This window comes from Vannielia sp. SX4 (genome assembly GCF_052828525.1).
In genome coordinates, this window is record NZ_CM128247.1 from 401,322 (window position 1) to 418,128 (window position 16,807).

A 16,807-nucleotide genomic window follows, 5' to 3' on the forward strand; every position below is an offset into this window, starting at 1 on the left:
CAATCCCTTGTTGACACCTTACCGTATATCAGATTACGGATACGGCACAAGCGTAACTAAGTGTACGGATTGCAGTATGAGCCTCGCCTTTCGCTTCTCTGCCCTCGCGGCGCTTCTTCTCAACGGCGCTTTGTTCGGGTTCTTTTATGCTTGGGTCTGCTCGACCATGTGGGGCCTTGATGCCGCGGCACCGGAGGTGGCGATCCGCGCGATGCAGGCGATGAACGCCTCTGTCCGTAACGCGGTGTTCGCCCCGGCATTCTTTGCCACCGGTCCGCTGTTGCTCGTCACCGCGGTGCTGGCATGGAAGAGCGGTCAGAGTGGTGAGGTCTCGGGGCTCCTGGCGCTGGCCGGCGGCGTGGTGGTGCTGGGTGGCACGGTGCTCACCATGGTGGTCAACGTGCCGATGAACGAGGCTCTGGCTCTCGTGACCGAGGCGCAGATCGGGGCGGATGCCGCGACGATCTGGGCCGAATATTCCGCCCCCTGGCAGGTGTGGAACCAGACCCGCACCGCGCTCACCGGCCTCGGGCTCGCGCTCACCGGCGCGGCCCTGCTGGCGGCGCGCCGGGCCGGTGCCTAGGCCCCGGTGATCTCGGCCATCGCGGCAAGAAAGGCCGCAACCTCGCCCTCGGTGTTGTAGTGGCACATCGAAACCCGCAGGCAGCCGTCATAGCCGAGCGGGGTGAGCACGTTGCCCGAGTAGTGGTCGGCCTTGCGGGCGTGGGTGCGGATGCCGCGCGCCCGCAGCTCCGAGACCAGCGCCTCGGCTGTCATGCCCTCGACGACGAGCGAGACAAGCCCCTCCCGCGCCGGGTTGTCGGCGCCGCCGAGCACGGTGACGCCAGGCAGCTCGGTCAGGCCCTTCTGGTTGCCGGTGCCGCGCAGCACGGCCTCGGTCAGGTCCCACTCGTGCGCGTGGATCGCCTTGGCCGCCGCCTCGATCTTGGCGCGCTGGTCGCCGGTTCCCCCGACCGCCTCGCCGAGCCACGTGAAGTAGTCGATCACGTCGGAGAAGGCGGCATAGGCTCCGGTGTCGCGCGTTCCCATCTCCCAGGAGCCACCGCCCTGCAGCGTGTCATGCGGGCAGGCCGCGAGCCGGTCGGAGAGCCAGGCGAGGCCGAAGCCGTGGCGCGCGAACATCTTGTAGGGAGAGACCACATAGCCATCCACGCCCGCCGCCGCCACGTCGACGTGGCCGTGAGCGGCGTGCTGGATGCCGTCGACGATAATGGTGCACTCGGGCGAGACGGCGCGGATCGCCGCCGCGATGGCCGCCACGTCCATCCCCATGCCGGTCACCGGCGAGGCGTGCACGATGGTGGCCACCCGCACATCGGGCGTCATGGCTGCGGCATAGGCATCAGGGCGTACGGTGCCGCTGGCATCGTCGTGGGCGACGACGATGTGCTCAAGCCCGGCAGCCTCGGCCCCCAAGGATGCGGCAGAGCGGCTCGCGGGGTGCTCCAACGTCGAGCTGATGACTTTGCCGCCCTTCCCGCGCCAGGCGTTACAGGCAGCGCGCGCCAGGCGGAAGAGCAGCTCGGTGCCGCTCTCGCCCACGATGACCTGCCCGCCGCTCGCGTTGAGAAAGCAGGCCGCATCCGCCTTGGCCTTGGCGATGACTGAAACGAGGTGGGCCGACATCGGGTTGTCGCGCCCCTGGTTGTCGGGGATCGCGGCAAAGTTGGCGGAAGTCTCAACCACGCTCTTGAGCGTCAGCGCGCCCCCCGCGTTCTCGAAGAAAATCCTCTCGCCGGTGAACGGGTCGCTCTCGACATGGGCAAACCGTGCCCGAACCTCTTCGATCAAACCTTCATTGTTACCCAGCATCGGTGCCTCCTTGGTTAGCACCGCTCTATGCCTTGAGACCGACTACAACAAGGCGATGAGTGCTAGAATCAGCGCGCGACAAAAACAAACATTTAAGGTTAGGAAGTGAAGGCTAGGACTCTCCTCACCTCTGAGAACGCGAAAGTGCTCGTTGCTCGCGCGGAAGTAGCCGCCACAAAGACCTCCAGTCGACTGCCTGCTGGCAAAAACTTCGAATAGAAGAATGTCCTTCGGCAGTTACCCTATAGAAACGCCGACACCGCACCCACGCGCTCAGCGTTGTCTGTCGCCAACGTGCCATCCTCGTTAACCAGCGAATTCTCAAACCCGACACGCATTTTTCCACCTGCGGCAAGAGCCGCCCGAAGGCACGCGGTTTCACCCTGCCCAAAGGCACAGACGGCCCAGTCCGCCTCGCGTCCACCCAGCCAGTCCCAAAAGGGCTCTAGCATTTCAGGCTTGGAAACTTGGCCCGCCACATAACGCCCCAATACGAAGATCAGCTGAGATTCTGGCTGCAAACCTCCCGGCAAGACCCGCTCAAGATGTCGGGCATCTTCAACATCGTAGAGGATGTGTTGCACCGCTATCCCGCGAGCCTTGGCCTCCGCATAGAACCTGGCAGCCAGACCATCCCCGTCGCGGCAAATCTCACGCACTGAGACGGAGACCATATCTGCGCCCGAGTGCAGCGCGACGTGGGCCTGATGCGCGGGGCCATAACGCCCGCCAGCTTCTGTCGTAACCTGAACTGCCAAGTCCGGCAAAGACTGAGCCAGTTCCGCCAGCGCCTCTCGGTAAGCACCAGAATCCAACAGGTGGCCACCCTCATCGTCGCGCAAATGCAAATGCAATCCGTCTGCTCCGGCCGCCTTACAATCACGCGCGCACTGCACAACCTCCCAGAGGGTTAAGGGCACCTTCGGGTGATCGTCGTGAGTTTTACTGGCCCCGTTGGGAGCGACCATCAAGCGTGGCAACGACATGGCTAAATCTCCTTCGCGCTAAACTCCTGCGCTTGGGCCAAAGCGTCAACCGCCCAACGGCACGCGCCGGATCAGCCTGAACCGGCCGTCATCGCCTTCGCCGACGAGACAAAGAGACCTGATCTGAAATGGCGAGAGGCTCAGCTGACCCAGCTTGGACCCCAACGCAACCTCTGCGCGGCGAGCAGTCAACGCATCAAGAGCGCCTGTCAGCGTGAGATGAAAGCGGAACTCATCCAAAACGTAAGGATAACTCCAACGAAGCAGCAGCGCATCCTGCCGCGCCGTCAGCCCGCCCTGACGTCTTCGATCCAGTTCAGCGGCGCCAGGAGGTTCCCGAAAGCAATCCAGTTCCGTCACAACCCTCGCTGCGAGATCCGAAAGAGCTGTGACATCTCCCACCGGTACGAGCGCCAGAAACCGACCCAATGCGGCGAGGCGTAAACCGTCCAGCGACACTGGCGCGGTGGTGGCGCACACTTCACACAGCGCGGCCTCCAAGCCTTCCCTGTTCTTGCCCTCCACTAGCCGGAAGGGTGGTTTGATCGTTGCATGAAAACCGTACTTGCGCGGCGCCTCCGTGAGCGCAGCCATGTCCAAACCGGAGACCTCCGTCTGCGCAACCTCCCGACCTGCCTCCGCATCCCAGCCAAGCCAAGCAGCCCCGAAGTTCGCAAGCGCGCCCTCAGGCGGAGTATAGTAAATCGCATATCGGCTGAACGTGTTCATCGTGCCATCTCTCTGTCAGGCAAGCAACATCTGGATGACAGACCCGCGCAAACTGTGGCGAGATTTAGTGAAAGGGAAGGCGTATTGGCCACAGAAGGCAACCAAATGTTAACAGCGAACTCCGTAAGGTTACTGCAATCAGCTTGCCTTTAGGATGAATGATAACGCCATGTCTACTCAACCTGTGCCCTTCCCAGCGCCCCCCACCACGACCGACACCGCCATGCCAACCCGCCTCCGCGCTTTGGTCATCGACGATGATGATATCGACCATCTCCGGCTTCAGCGCATTTGCGAGCGCGCTGGGCTCGATCTGGACATCACCGAGGCGTACACGATTGCAGAGATGCGTGAAAAGCTCGACACGCCCTTTGATGTCGCTTTCATCGACTACAACCTCGGCATGGAAACCGGGCTTGATGCACTCAAGGTGATACTCGGGCATGAAGAGCAAGCACAGATCATTCCGATCATGCTCACCTCCGTTACCCGGCGCGCGATTGCGGTCGAGGCAATGCGCCGAGGATGCGCCGACTATCTAGTGAAGGAAGAGCTCTCGGTCGACAACTTGCGCAAGTCCATGGTGTCCGCCTTCGAGCGACGCATGTTCTACGCGTCCATCACCGATGCTCGAGCCTTTCAGGACAAGATGAAGCGGGCGATCCGTCAGTTCCTCAAGTCTTGCGGTCCGGAGATGCGCGAGATTCTAAGCAATACGCTGTCGAATATCCGCAAGATCCGAAAGGATGAGAGCAAGGCCACCGTCAACGAGCACGTCACCATGCTCGAACGAGGCTGCAAGGATCTCGTCATTTTTTTGGATGACCTGATGAGCATCGTCGAGCAGAGCAAGCTCGAGACCGCCCGCAACATCAAGCTTGTAACAAACAACGGCTGACCTCATCCGAGCACACGCCATGAGCCCCAATACAACAGTCGACCCAGGTTCCGCTCGCGCGCTTACCCACCGGATTACCTTGATCGCGGTTAGCGTTGTTCTGGTGGTGAGCCTGCTCTACGGCTCCTACCATGTACTCGCGGCGCGATCTGCCGCTCTGCGCGCTACTGAAACGGAGCTACAACAGCGTGCCAGTTTCTATGCGGGGCAAATTTCTTCCGGCTTCAGAGAGATACAGGATCAGGGTGCTACTCTGGCCCGCCATCCGCCCGTTGCTGGAATTGTTCGCGCAATGGCCGACCCGCGTGGGATGGATCCTGCCGATGGCTCCTCGCTTTCGCAGTGGAAGGATCGGCTAGCCGTCATCATGACCAACAAGATGGAGGTCCACCCGCACTTCACGCAGATTCGCCTGATACTCGCTGAGGGCGACTGGCGCGAAGTAGTGCGGGTCGACCGACGCGGGCGCCAAGTGCTGCGCGTTACAGAAGCCGATCTCCAAACCAAGGGCACCGAACCCTATCTCGACCGCATACAGGCCATCCCCGAAACGGAACCATACTTTTCGCGCATCACCTACAACCGCGAACACGGCAAACGCGATGGTGGCCCGGTCACAATTCGGTATGTCCAGCCGGTTCATGACGCAGCCGGCGCAATGGTCGGGGCACTTGTGTTCAACGCGGACTATCCAGAACTTCTCAAGGCAGCTCGGCCGGGTGTGCTCAAGAACCAGTCTGTGGCAGTAGTGAACAGCGAAGGAGACTATCTCCTTTTCCAGCATGGCGAGAGTACCGCGCGCTTCTACCACCACACCGATCCCGGCTTTCGGCCCCTACCACAAGCAGAAGCGCTGGGCAGCCGGCTCGGCAAGAACTCCTTTGCTGACCTTGATGACGAGTTGGTCTACCTATCGACGGTTCCAATGGACCCGAGCCAGCAAGTTCCGGCGCAGTTTGGCGTTCTGACCTTCGGCGCTCGCGAAATGTTGGAGAGTAACGTCACAAGCGTGCTCTTGCGCCACTTGCTGATCACCCTCGTCCTCGTCGGTTTTGCGGCTGGGGTCACGCACGTACTCGCATCGGAAGTCGGAAGCAAATTTGAGGCGCTCCATCGCGCCGTCGATCAGAGTCATAAGAGATTGGGTTGGACACTGCGAAACATGGCGGACGGATTGGTAACAATCTCAAGCGATGGCATCGTCGAAGAGCTGAATCCGGCGGCCGAGGAGATGTTTGGCTACATCGCATCTGAAGTGGCAGGTCAGCCACTAACCCGGCTTATGTTCAGCGAAGACGCCATCGGGCACCAATCCCACGTTTCCAAAAGCCGGGTCGGCCCACACCGCACGGCCATGGCCCTTAACCGAGAGATTTACGGGCGCCACAAGTCTGGCACCAGCGTTCCAATTGAGATCTCGGTCAGCCGTGCAGAACTGGATGGCGAAATCAAGTTCATCGGCATGGTCCGTGATATCACCGAACGCCACGAGGCGCAGGCACGTATGTCAGACCTGGTCGCACAACTTCGCCGCTCTAATGAAGAACTTGACCAGTTCGCCTACGTCGCGAGCCACGATTTGAAAGCTCCCCTCCGGGTCATCCAGAATGCCTCACAGTGGCTGGCTGAAGACCTTGAGCCACATCTGACTGACGACACGCGTGAAAGCCTGGATCTTGTGAAAAGCCGGGCAGCGCGAATGGAGCAACTGCTGAACGATCTTCTCGAGCACTCCCGCATCGGTCGTAAAGATCAGGCGGTAGAGGAGGTCGCCGGAGCTGATTTTATCCAAAACCTCTTGGGCCTACTGAACGTGCCAAAAGGTATGAAATTCGAGACCGAGGGTTTCGACACAGGGCGACTCCCTCAGATGCCGCTTCAAGTTGTCATCCTGAACCTCGTTTCAAATGCATTCAAACACCACGACCGAGAGGAAGGCACGGTGCGCCTCTCCCTCTCCGAAACAGCAGATGCCTGGCTCTTTACCGTCAACGATGACGGGCCTGGTATCCCGCCAGAGTTTCATGAGCGCGTGTTTCAGATCTTCCAGACTTTACGCCCGCGTGATGAGCTGGAAGGGTCTGGAATGGGCTTGGCGATCGTCCGTAAGCATGTCGACCTCGCCGGAGGCGAGATTTCTCTGCATTCAAATGGAACCCGAGGCACCACCTTTCGCCTCAAATGGCCCAGAACCTCCGCTGGTTCGCAACCCGAAGGTCTCGCTGCATGAATGCTCCCCTCCATCCCGATGCACTTCGAACCATGCTCAACATTATCCTGGTAGAAGATGATGACGGCGACGCGAAATCAGTAAAGCGGGCTCTTAGCCGTTCCCGTATCGCCAACCCGGTGCACCGATTGCGTGATGGGCTGGAGGCGCTCTCTTTCTTGCGCGGCGAAGCTGAAGAGCTACCGCCAGAGCACTATGTGATCTTGCTCGACGTCAACATGCCCCGAATGAACGGTCATGAGTTCATGGCCGAGCTACGCTCGGACCCTCGCCTCCATCGCGCAGTTGTCTTCATGTTGTCGACATCGGAGGACGAAACGGACATCGCCCGCGCTTACGACAAAAATGTCGCTGGCTACGTACTTAAGGGCAATGCTGGCATGGATTTCCTACGGCTCATCGAAGGAGTTGAACACTATTGGAACATTGTCGTCTTGCCAGACATGTCACTGTCTAGCCGACCGAGTGGTGCCTGACGGTGTCACTCAAATTGCTCATCGTCGATGATGACGCAGGCGATCGTAAACTGCTTCGACGCCTGATTACCCAGCGCGGAAGCCCTGCCGAGATATCCGAAGCCGCGAGCTGGGAAGAGACTCGGGTCAATCGAGACTTGGAACCCGACCTCATCTTCTTGGACTATCTCCTGCCGGATGCGCGTGGCGTTGACTTGATCTCTCCATTCGCCGATCGCTGGCCGCGTGCAGCTATATGCATGATGACCGGGCAGGGAGATGAGGAAATCGCGACGCTTTCGATCCAGCGAGGCGCCGTCGATTACCTTCCAAAGCGCAACATCAGCGCGGCTGCGCTGGATCGGGTCATCGAGAATGGCTGTAAACTCGCTCGAATGCGCTGGCAGCTTGAAGAGCATCGTGAGGATCTTTCGGTCTTCTCTGAGGTGCTCGTGCATGACCTGAAAGCACCGATCCGCTCGATGCGGTTTCTGGTCGAAAAATTGAACGAAGATCTCGCGGAGGGCACAGTCAACGAGGTGCAGCGTGATGTGCAACTTATTGGAAAATCTGCGGATAGACTGAACGAGTTGGTCACCAGTCTCGCGAGCCATGTTCATCTGGACCGCGAGACTGTTGAAGAGCAAATCACCATCGCGGAGCTTGTCGAAGAGACTCGCCTGTCGCTACTGGCCGAGGTCGAGCGTACGGGAGCAAAAGTGAGGCTGGAGGGGAACGCTACTCTAACCTGCCATGTGCCTCAAGTCATCCAACTACTGCAAAACTTGATCGGCAACGCGATTAAGTATGCTGGCGAGTCGCCCCCGGAAATTACTCTGCGGTGCAATCAAAGCAATGATGCCATTCACCTCGAGGTGGCGGACCAAGGCATTGGCGTCCCGCTTGAGTACCGCAAGACCATCTTCGAGCCGTTCAAGCGACTGCCGGTCGCTTCCGCTATCCCTGGTACCGGTCTCGGGCTGGCAACCTGCCGCAAGGTCGCCGAGCGTCACAGCGGTCGTATCTGGTGTGATGAAGCGGCGACCGAAGGAACGATCATTCACGTGAGGTTGCCATGCCGCTCCCCTTCCCAGTCGCGGGCTGACTGACCCCCGTTGCAGCGCGGCCCCGATGCTCTACCATCGGGATAAATACATAGACCCGCAGCAGCAGGAGCCCCCGGTGAATAAGCCCGATACCCCGACCGCACCCCACGCTATCTACGGCGTCAACCGATGGGGCCGTGGCCTTGTTGAGGTCATGGAGAGTGGCGAAATCGGCCTTATGGACCCGCTGAACCCTAGGGCTAAACCTGTCAGCCTGCCTGGGATCGTGAACGCCCTCTCCGAACGGGGCATTCAAACGCCCGTGCTCATCCGAGTGACCCAGTTTCTTCAATATGGTCTTCAGCGGGTGACCGGAAGCTTTGCCGATGCCATCGCAAAAGCAGGCTACAAGGGCGCCTACCGCGGTGTATTTCCGATCAAGGTGAATCAGCAGGAGCAGGTGGTGCGCCGGCTGGTCGAATATGGCGCTCCGATGAGCTACGGGCTGGAGGCCGGCTCGAAGCCTGAACTTGTGATCGCATTAGGACAACCGCTTGCAAAAGACGCGCTGATCATCTGCAACGGCACGAAGGATGAGGAATTCGTTGCGCTCGCCACGCTTTCCCGCAAAGCCGGCTTCAACACCTATATCGTGCTGGAGAGCCTGAACGAGGTCGACATTGCGATCCGCGTCGCCAAGGATCTGGGCATCGACCCGTTGCTGGGTGTTCGGATCAAGCTGACCAATCAGATCGGCGGTGCTTGGGCTGCATCTTCAGGGGATCGTTCGGCTTTTGGCTTGAACTCCGAGCAGCTTGTCACGGCGGTTGAAAAGCTGAAAGAGGCGGATCTGCTACACTGCCTCACACTCCAGCACAGCCACCTCGGCAGTCAGATCCCCGATGTGAACGATGTGCGCCGCGCCGCCTCTGAGGCCTGCCGATATTTCACAGAACTATTGAAGGAGGGTGTTCCGCTCACGCGTCTCGATCTGGGTGGCGGCCTTGGCATTGACTACACCGGCGAGGCCAGGGCGACCGAAAGCTCCGTGAATTACTCTGTTGCCGAGTACTGCACCAATATCGTTGAGACGGTGAAGTACGCGATGGATGAGGCTGGGGCAGCCCACCCCGACCTCGTGACCGAGAGTGGGCGCGGCGTTGTCGCGCTTTCTGCAGCGTTGGTTTTCGATGTCCTCGAAACCACCCGATACGATGTCGAAAGCGCGCCTGAGCCTGAGCCGAACGATAATCACCTCGTGGCTGATCTGGCCGGAATTGCAGCATACCTTGAACCTCAGCGCCTTCAAGAATGCATCAATGACGCCAGCTACTATCGCAATGAACTGAGAGCGATGTTCCGCCGCGGGGCGATTGGCCTTCGGGAGGTTGCCCGCGGCGAGCGCATCTATCTTTGGCTCATGTCGCGCATTCACGACATTGCCGAGGCACCCGGAGGCCCCACCGAGATTCTTGATCAGCTCGACACGACCGCTGACATCCTCCACTGCAACTTCTCGCTCTTCCAGTCGCTGCCCGACGTATGGGCGATTGATCAGTTACATCCGCTTGTGCCGCTGCAACGGCTGAATGAGACACCCGATCGCCGCGCGATCTTAGCCGACATTACTTGCGACTCCGATGGCAAGATCGACAGGTTCATTCTTGAGAACGGTACTGCCAGCACGCTGCCCGTGCATACCGTGGAGGAGGGCGAGCGTTATCACTTCGGGACCTTTTTTGTTGGTGCATATCAGGAAACGCTGGGCGACCTACATAACCTCTTCGGTGATACGAATGTGGCAACGATCACACTGCGCGAGGACGGCGGGTTCGATCTCGTCGAGGAGCTGCAAGGAGATACGATCAGCGAGGTGCTGAGCTATGTGGAATACACACCACGCGATATTTCGGATGGCTTCCGGAAGCGCGTGGATGCAGCGATTTCCGAGGGCGGGATTGATGCCAAGGAAGGCCGCGAACTCATCGAAGCCTTCCGCAACAGCATGAACGGTTACACTTACTTCGAGTAGGCTCAGGCCTTCTTGGGTCGCTGAGCGAAGATCGACAGAAGCGCCAAGAGGCCCGAACCAATCATCAGCACGACCGAGGTGGCATTCAGCACCGGGGTCGATCCCGCTTTGACCATACGGTCATACATCGTGATCGTCAGTGGTGAGTCGGAGCCGGCGAGGAAGAGCGTGGTATTGAAGTTCTCGAATGAGACAAGGAAGGCCACCACGAAAGCCGAGAACATTGCCGGGAACAAGAACGGCAGCGTTACCGTCGAGAGGGTACGGGTCCGAGAGGCCCCGAGGTTCAGTGCGGCTTCTTCCAGCGAGATGTCGAACTTTTCCAGCCGCGCAATGATGACCAGCGAGGTGATCGTTACGAGGAAGGAGAACTGACCCATAACCACCAGCGGGATGCCGGGCCGCAACGACGTGAGAAACACGCCAAACCACTGATCCGCCAGACCCGCAATCGTGGAGGCAAGCACCAGAATGGAGATGCCGAGGATCACACCGGGGATCACCAGCGGCACCACCATGAGCACGTAGAGCGCGTTCTTTAAGCGGAAATCCTTGCGCACAAACAGGAACGCGTTGCAGGTACCCACCGCCACCGAAAGTGCGGCCACTATCACCCCAATGTAGAGCGAGTTGCCGAGGCCCTGCAGCAGCCGGTCATCGTGGAACAGGCCCAATTTCGGCTCGCTTGGCGAGAAGAACCAGTCCCACGTAAAGCCGTTCCACGGCAGAGAGGGGAACATGCTGTCGTTGAAGGCAAACACCCCGGCCGCCACCAGCGGCGCCACGAGGTACAGGAAGAAGGCTACAACGTAGCCCCGGTAAATCCACATCAGCCCGGCGGAACCCTGCATCGCGCTCACTCCTTCGCCACAGTGGTCGCCAGGCTCTGCCCGGTCAGCCGGAGTCCGGCCCAGACCACGAAGGAAGTGAAGACGAGCAACGAAACCCCAAAGGCCGAGCCGCTCTCCCAGTTATATCGGGTGATAAATTGGTTGTAGATTTGCTCGGTGAACCAACTCGAGTTCTTGCCGCCCAGCAGGATCGGCGTGAGGTAGCTTCCCGCCGTCAGCATGAATGTGATGATGCAGCCCGCCACAATTCCCGGCATGGCGTAGGGCACAATGATCCTGCGGAAGACCGTGACCCGGGAGCCGCCGAGGTTGTAACCTGCCTCCAGCAGCGCGTCGTCCATTCCTTGAAGGGTCGATACCAATGGCACGATCATGAACAGGATCACCGTGTAGACGAGGCCGATGATGACCGTCATGTCGTTGTAGAGCATCTCGATCGGCTGCGAGATGATCCCCCATTTGACCAACGTCATTGAGATCACACCGGTCTCGCGCAGAAGCACGATCCACCCATAGGCGCGTACAAGGTCAGAGACCCAAAGCGGGATCAGGCACATCAGGAACAGCGCGGCGCGCGAGCGATCGCGGGCAATTTTGGCAATGTACCAAGCGATGGGGAACCCGATCACCAGTGCAAGCGCAGTAACGAGAATACTCATCCAAGCCGTCCGCAGTAGTGTGTTGCGGTAGACCGGCTCGGTAATGAAATCGATGTAGTTCTTGAACCCGTATTCGTAGGTGTTGATCCCCACCTTCTCGCGGACCGAAACATAGCCGATCCCGATTTGTGGCAGGATAATGAGCAGCAAGATCCACAGCGCGAAGGGCGTGAAGAGCAGGATCAGCGAGAGGCGACCCGCGTCGCGGCTCATGCCGCGGCCCCAGAGCCTGGCCGTCTTGCAAAGATACGGGCGCGGTCGGGCGTCCAGCTCGCGGTCACGGCGCTGCCCTCACCCACATCGCTGCGCTGCTCGGGATCGGCAACCTCGATGAGATTGCGCCCGGTCTGCACGAGGATCCGGCTCGACGCGCCGTTGAAAAGAAGGCTCTCCACCTTGCCTTCTAACTGGCATCCGCTCTCGCCCTTGCCGAGCTTCAGCGCCTCTGGCCGCAGAAACACCTCCACCGCGTCACCGCTTTTACTGCCATCGGAGACGGTGCCAATCACTTCTTTGCCGCCCTCAAGAACGACACGACCCTGATTGCCGCGCACTTCACCCAGCTTGCCCTCAAGCACCGTGGCGTCGCCCACGAACCCGGCAACAAAGCCAGAGGCGGGCGCGTCATAAAGCTCTTTAGGCGCACCGATCTGCTCGAAACGACCGGCGTTCATGACCGCGACACTGTCAGACATCACCAGCGCTTCAGATTGGTCATGGGTGATGTAGAGAAATGTCGTTTCGAACTGGTGCTGCAGCTGCTTAAGCTCGATCTTCATGTGCTCGCGCAGCTTTAGGTCCAGCGCGCCGAGTGGCTCGTCGAGTAGCAGTACATCGGGCTCCAGCACCATGCAGCGAGCAATCGCGATCCGCTGTTTCTGTCCGCCCGAAAGCTGATCGATCTTCTTGTCTTCATTGCCGGGCAGGCCAACTCTGTCCAGCACCCGCGCTACCTTGCCCGCAATCTCGCTCTTCGGTTCTTTCCGGCAGCGCAGTCCGTACGCAATATTTTCGCCCACGGTCATCATCGGAAAAAGCGCAAGGTGCTGGAACACCATCTTAACGTTGCGTTTGTTGGGCGGCAGTCTCAGCACGCTCTCGCCCTTGATCGCAATGTCACCCGAGGTCGGGCTCTCGAACCCTGCGATCATCCGCATCAGTGTTGTCTTGCCGCAGCCAGACGGCCCAAGGATCGAAAAGAACGAGCCCGAGGGGATATTGAGCGATACATCGGAAACGGCAGTAAATGTGCCGAACCTCTTGGTCAGATCGGTACAGCTCAGGTCAAACATGGGCGGGTCTTTCTGTCATCGGCCCGTAGGGCGGGACTTGTCCCATCACCCGAACGGAGCCGGAAAAGGGCCGGAGTGCAACCACCCCGGCCCATTCATACTCAGTTGGCAGCCTTGATGCGCTCCAGCGCCAGGCCTTCCATGTCCTCGATCCCCGGCGGGATGTTGGCGAAGAACTTGAGGTTATCCAGGTCTTCCTGATCGAAAGCCGCAGAGATCGCTGCTTTCTTGTCGTCGGGCATCAGATCGATCCCGTTCGGCACGGCAGCAATGGCGCCGGTGGAAGCCGACATCATCTTTGTGATCTCGGGTCGCAGCACGAAGTTGATCCACTTGTAGGCAGCATCGTCCGCCTCGCCACCGCGCGGGATGGTAAAGGTATCGATCCAGGCCAGCGCACCGGTTTCCGGCGGAACGAAGACGATATCGGGGTTCTCGCCGTAAAGCTTGAACGCGGTCGAGTCCCAGGTCTCCGACACCACGACCTCGCCCGAGAGCATCAGCGCGCTCAGGTCATCGCCGCCCGACCAGTATGTCTTGATGACAGATTTACAGGCGATCAGCTTTTCGGTGACCTGATCCAACATATCCTGATAGCCTTCCGGGTCCGCATAGAGCGCGAAGGGGTCCATGCCCATGCCATAGGCAGTGCCGAGGAGGATCGTGCGGCGCAGGCGCATCGAGGTGCGGCCAGCGTATTGCTCGTCACACAGGTCGTTCCAACCGGCGACCTCCGGGGCATCCTTCATGTTGGCCATCACGCCGGAGGTGCCCCACTGGTGCGGCACCGAGTAAACCTCACCTTCGATGGTGGTGTTTGCCTTCACGCCTTCCAGCAGGTTCGGCGTCATAGCGTCAGTGGTGATCTGGCTAAGGTCCAGCGGCTTGTAGATGTTGTATTCCAGTTGCGCGGCGTACACGCGGTCGTGGCTGGGCTGAGCGAGGTCAAAGCCCGTGCCGCCGGTGGCGCGCAACTTGGCGATCATCTCTTCGTTGTTCGAGAGGGTCACCTCGACATCAATGTCGGGATACTCGGCTTCGAATGCAGCGATCACGTCCTCGGGTGCGTAACCGCCCCACGTAAGCAGGCGCAGCGTCTCGGCGTTGGCAGTGCCGCCCGCCAGAACCATCGCGGTGCCCGCAAGCAGGGCGCGGAAGGTGGGTTTCATGTCAGATCCTCCGGTTGGGTCTAATGGTGTCTGTCGGCCCGTCTTGTGCGAGCCTTCCAGTGAGTGAAGCGCAGATTGGTTTGGTCCGAAAGGTCCATTCCGCGCATGCTGGCAAACCGATACAATGCCGTTACAAACCGATGCGGTCGAGCATGCGATAGCCTGCAACCGCTGCGGGCAAAAACCAAGGGTCGCCCTTGTAGAAGGGGCGCGTGGGGAAGTTCGGGGTCATCAACGGGGTCTCCCCGGCCGGGTCACCCAACACTTTGAGCCCTGCCTTCATTCCGAGATAAGAGGCCATACCAACGCCCGATCCGCAATAGCCCATCGCATGGCGGATCCGGCCGCGCGCGCCCGCGTGGGCTAACTTGTCAAAGGTGAAGGCGACAAACCCCATCCAGCTATGGGTGATCCTAACGCTCTCGAGTTCGGGGAAAAGCCTAACCATCTCGGCCCTCAGCCGCTCGGCGGCGACCTTTGCGCCAGCCTCCCCCGCAGCTGCACGTCCGCCGAAGAGCACACGCTTTCTGTCGGGTGAAGCACGATAGTAGTAAATCACCCGGCGGCTGTCGCAATGCATCCGGTTCTTCGGAAACAGGCGATCCATGACGTCCGCTGGGAGCTCTTCAGTTGCGATGATGTAGCTACCAATCGGTATCACGCGCTCCCGGTGCCAAGGTGTGGCTTCCTGTGTGTAGCCATTGGTGCCAACCACCACATTTTTCGTGGTGATGTCCCCATGTTCTGTCCGGACGACAACGTCGTTGATGCCCTCGTCCATCGCGGTGACTGAGCAGTTGGGCAGCACCGTGACCCCGGCTTCCAGCACCTTGGCGAGTAGCCCTGCATGGTAGCGCCCAGGGTCCAGAGCACCGTAGTTTTTTTGAACGATACCGCCGTGGTACCAATCGCTGCCGATCTCTTCTCGCTGCCTGGCCTTCGGAACGGAGATGATGCTCTCGCCATCAGCTTCGTGGTTCATCTCCACCCACGCTCTTGCAGTTGCGGCCCCATCGAACCGCCCGCAGAGGCGATAGTCGCAATCAATACTCTCGGTCTTGATGAACTCGCCGAGGAAGGCGAGCGAGGCTGGGCCCTCGGCGCGGATGGCGGCGGCCAGTTCGGCCCCGTGTTTCGCAGTCAGCTCGCGTAGACTGGGCTTGATCGAGTAACTGAGTTGCCCACCGTTGCGGGTGGAACAACCCTCGCCGATGCGCCCCTTCTCCAATACCACCACCGAGCGCCCGCCTCGAGCAATTTGCAAAGCGGCGTGCAGGCCTGTGTAACCCGAGCCGATCACAACCGCATCCGCGCGGGCTGGCAGATCACCGCGCTGGATTTGGGCCAATGGCGTCGTGTCCCACCAGTAGGGTGTTGTCTTCAGCTCCATCCGCTGATCCTGCATCCGACCAGCGCCCTGTTCAATCGACTTCGCTCACGGCATAGCTGGCAGACTCAAGCCAGTCTGGCGCGATCTCCACGCCCCATCCCGGAGCATCAGTAACCTCCACCGTGCCACCCTCCACTTTGTAAGGATCGTTGCGATAAAGCCCGTATTGCCATGGGTAATAGTCGGCACCTTCGATTGAGAATTCCAAGTATGGCCCCGCGTTTGGAATTGCTCGCAGTAGGTGCATGGTGAAAAGCGTGACCAGCCCGAGGTTGGCGGCATGGGGCGTGACCGGAAGGCCGGCAGCCTGTGCCATCCGTGCCACTTGCAGCGTGCGCCCGATCCCGCCGAGATAGAGCACATCCGGCTGGGCCACGTTCACAGCCTTCAGCTCGAACATCCGTCGCCATGTAGGCAGCCAACAGTCCTGCTCGCCGCCGGTCACGTCGATTTCGAGCGCCGCCGTCACTTCAGCGGTCTGCTCAAGTTCCCAGTAGGGGCAAGGCTCTTCGTAGTGCACGATCCCGTTGTCTTGGAGCATCTTTCCATAGTGGATCGCGCGGTCGGGAGAGTAGCAGGAGTTGGCATCTACGAGCAGCGTCGCGCCTTCGCCGATGGCGCGTGCGATGGTCGGGATGATTTCTTCGGTCCGCCCCTCCCACTCGTCTCTGTTCCGGCCCACTTCGGCCCCTATACGAAACTTGAAGGCATCAAATCCGAACTCGCCCCTGAGCCGCCTGAACCGCTCGGCCTCGTCGGCCGGGGTGATATCGCGCTTCATGGATGAGGCATAAGCGCGGACTGTCCCTGGAGAACCACCCAGCAACTCGGCCACGGGCTTGCCGGCTACCTTGCCGTGCAGGTCCCACAGCGCTGTATCTACACCGCCGATTGCCCGGCACATGTAAGAGCCGGGGAACTTGTGCTCTTTCTCCCAAGCCCGGTCGAACAGGTCGTCTTGGGACGTAACAGGATCGAATTCCACGCCAAGTACATGGGGCGCGACCTGCCGGTGGAGCACTTGGGAGGTAATGTCACTCTGGTAGGTCGAGACCTGCCCCCAGCCTTCGTTGCCCATCTCGTCGGTGACGCGGACGAAGCCAATCTCGGGAATGGAAAATGTCTCGATCTTGGTCAGTCTCATGGCATCGGGCTCCCTGTTCGTGGCGATAAAACTTGCCAAACGGTCTGGCGGTAAGGTCCACTCTTCAATGGCTGGCAGACCATTATGGAGTCG

The 16,807-nt window shown here is 59.9% G+C and carries 15 protein-coding genes; 6 read left to right on the forward strand and 9 right to left on the reverse strand.

Annotation, left to right across the window (positions count from 1 at the left end; all coding sequences use genetic code 11):
* The first annotated feature begins 76 nt into the window (after window positions 1-76).
* Window positions 77-583, forward strand: a complete 507-nt coding sequence (locus ACUXVX_RS02045) for an anthrone oxygenase family protein (RefSeq protein ID WP_446310151.1) — start codon at window positions 77-79, stop codon at window positions 581-583.
* On the opposite strand, the gene ACUXVX_RS02050 is transcribed toward ACUXVX_RS02045, so the two are convergent.
* The 3 genes from ACUXVX_RS02050 to ACUXVX_RS02060 form a co-directional block, all read right to left on the reverse strand.
* Window positions 580-1,833 (reverse strand): aminotransferase class V-fold PLP-dependent enzyme, encoded by a 1,254-nt coding sequence (locus tag ACUXVX_RS02050; protein ID WP_446310152.1) that lies wholly within the window; start codon window positions 1,831-1,833, stop codon window positions 580-582. The two genes, ACUXVX_RS02045 and ACUXVX_RS02050, sit on opposite strands and share 4 nt — an antisense overlap.
* A 242-nt stretch (window positions 1,834-2,075) precedes the next feature.
* A complete protein-coding gene (locus tag ACUXVX_RS02055; protein ID WP_446310153.1) occupies window positions 2,076-2,819 on the reverse strand; it encodes a 3-keto-5-aminohexanoate cleavage protein in 744 nt (247 codons plus the stop codon).
* Window positions 2,820-2,864: 45 nt separating this feature from the next.
* Window positions 2,865-3,548 carry a DUF1045 domain-containing protein gene (locus ACUXVX_RS02060; RefSeq protein WP_446310154.1) on the reverse strand — a complete coding sequence of 228 codons (684 nt, stop codon included), beginning with the start codon at window positions 3,546-3,548 and terminating at the stop codon, window positions 2,865-2,867.
* A gap of 154 nt (window positions 3,549-3,702) precedes the next feature.
* Between ACUXVX_RS02060 and ACUXVX_RS02065 the strand changes: the two genes are divergently transcribed.
* The 5 genes from ACUXVX_RS02065 (at window position 3,703) to speA (ending at window position 10,209) form a co-directional block, all read left to right on the forward strand.
* The gene (locus tag ACUXVX_RS02065) at window positions 3,703-4,446 is read left to right on the forward strand and encodes a response regulator (RefSeq protein ID WP_446310155.1); all 744 of its coding nucleotides are present in this window, start codon (window positions 3,703-3,705) and stop codon (window positions 4,444-4,446) included.
* A 106-nt stretch (window positions 4,447-4,552) separates the two neighbouring features.
* Complete coding sequence (locus ACUXVX_RS02070; protein WP_446310156.1) at window positions 4,553-6,676, forward strand: sensor histidine kinase; 2,124 nt, start codon at window positions 4,553-4,555, stop codon at window positions 6,674-6,676.
* Between the two features lie 32 nt (window positions 6,677-6,708).
* Window positions 6,709-7,152, forward strand: a complete 444-nt coding sequence (locus tag ACUXVX_RS02075) for a response regulator (protein ID WP_446310157.1) — start codon at window positions 6,709-6,711, stop codon at window positions 7,150-7,152.
* A gap of 14 nt (window positions 7,153-7,166) precedes the next feature.
* On the forward strand, window positions 7,167-8,240 hold the full coding sequence (locus ACUXVX_RS02080) for a sensor histidine kinase (RefSeq protein ID WP_446310158.1): 1,074 nt from the start codon (window positions 7,167-7,169) through the stop codon (window positions 8,238-8,240).
* Window positions 8,241-8,313: 73 nt separating this feature from the next.
* Complete coding sequence (gene speA, locus ACUXVX_RS02085; protein ID WP_446310159.1) at window positions 8,314-10,209, forward strand: biosynthetic arginine decarboxylase; 1,896 nt, start codon at window positions 8,314-8,316, stop codon at window positions 10,207-10,209.
* A 2-nt stretch (window positions 10,210-10,211) separates the two neighbouring features.
* Here speA and ACUXVX_RS02090 read toward each other — a convergent pair whose 3' ends face one another.
* The 6 genes from ACUXVX_RS02090 to ACUXVX_RS02115 all read right to left on the reverse strand — a co-directional run bounded on the left by ACUXVX_RS02090 (window position 10,212) and on the right by ACUXVX_RS02115 (window position 16,714).
* Entirely contained in the window at window positions 10,212-11,060 is an 849-nt protein-coding gene (locus ACUXVX_RS02090; protein WP_446310160.1) for an ABC transporter permease, read from the reverse strand.
* A gap of 5 nt (window positions 11,061-11,065) precedes the next feature.
* A complete protein-coding gene (locus ACUXVX_RS02095) occupies window positions 11,066-11,932 on the reverse strand; it encodes an ABC transporter permease (RefSeq protein WP_446310161.1) in 867 nt (288 codons plus the stop codon).
* Window positions 11,929-13,011 carry an ABC transporter ATP-binding protein gene (locus ACUXVX_RS02100; RefSeq protein WP_446310162.1) on the reverse strand — a complete coding sequence of 361 codons (1,083 nt, stop codon included), beginning with the start codon at window positions 13,009-13,011 and terminating at the stop codon, window positions 11,929-11,931. Before ACUXVX_RS02100 ends, ACUXVX_RS02095 begins: the two co-directional genes overlap by 4 nt.
* Window positions 13,012-13,112: 101 nt before the next feature.
* Complete coding sequence (locus ACUXVX_RS02105) at window positions 13,113-14,180, reverse strand: extracellular solute-binding protein (RefSeq protein ID WP_446310163.1); 1,068 nt, start codon at window positions 14,178-14,180, stop codon at window positions 13,113-13,115.
* 130 nt (window positions 14,181-14,310) lie between these two features.
* On the reverse strand, window positions 14,311-15,570 hold the full coding sequence (locus ACUXVX_RS02110) for an NAD(P)/FAD-dependent oxidoreductase (RefSeq protein WP_446310164.1): 1,260 nt from the start codon (window positions 15,568-15,570) through the stop codon (window positions 14,311-14,313).
* A gap of 31 nt (window positions 15,571-15,601) precedes the next feature.
* Window positions 15,602-16,714, reverse strand: a complete 1,113-nt coding sequence (locus ACUXVX_RS02115; protein ID WP_446310165.1) for a mandelate racemase/muconate lactonizing enzyme family protein — start codon at window positions 16,712-16,714, stop codon at window positions 15,602-15,604.
* Window positions 16,715-16,807: the final 93 nt, after the last annotated feature.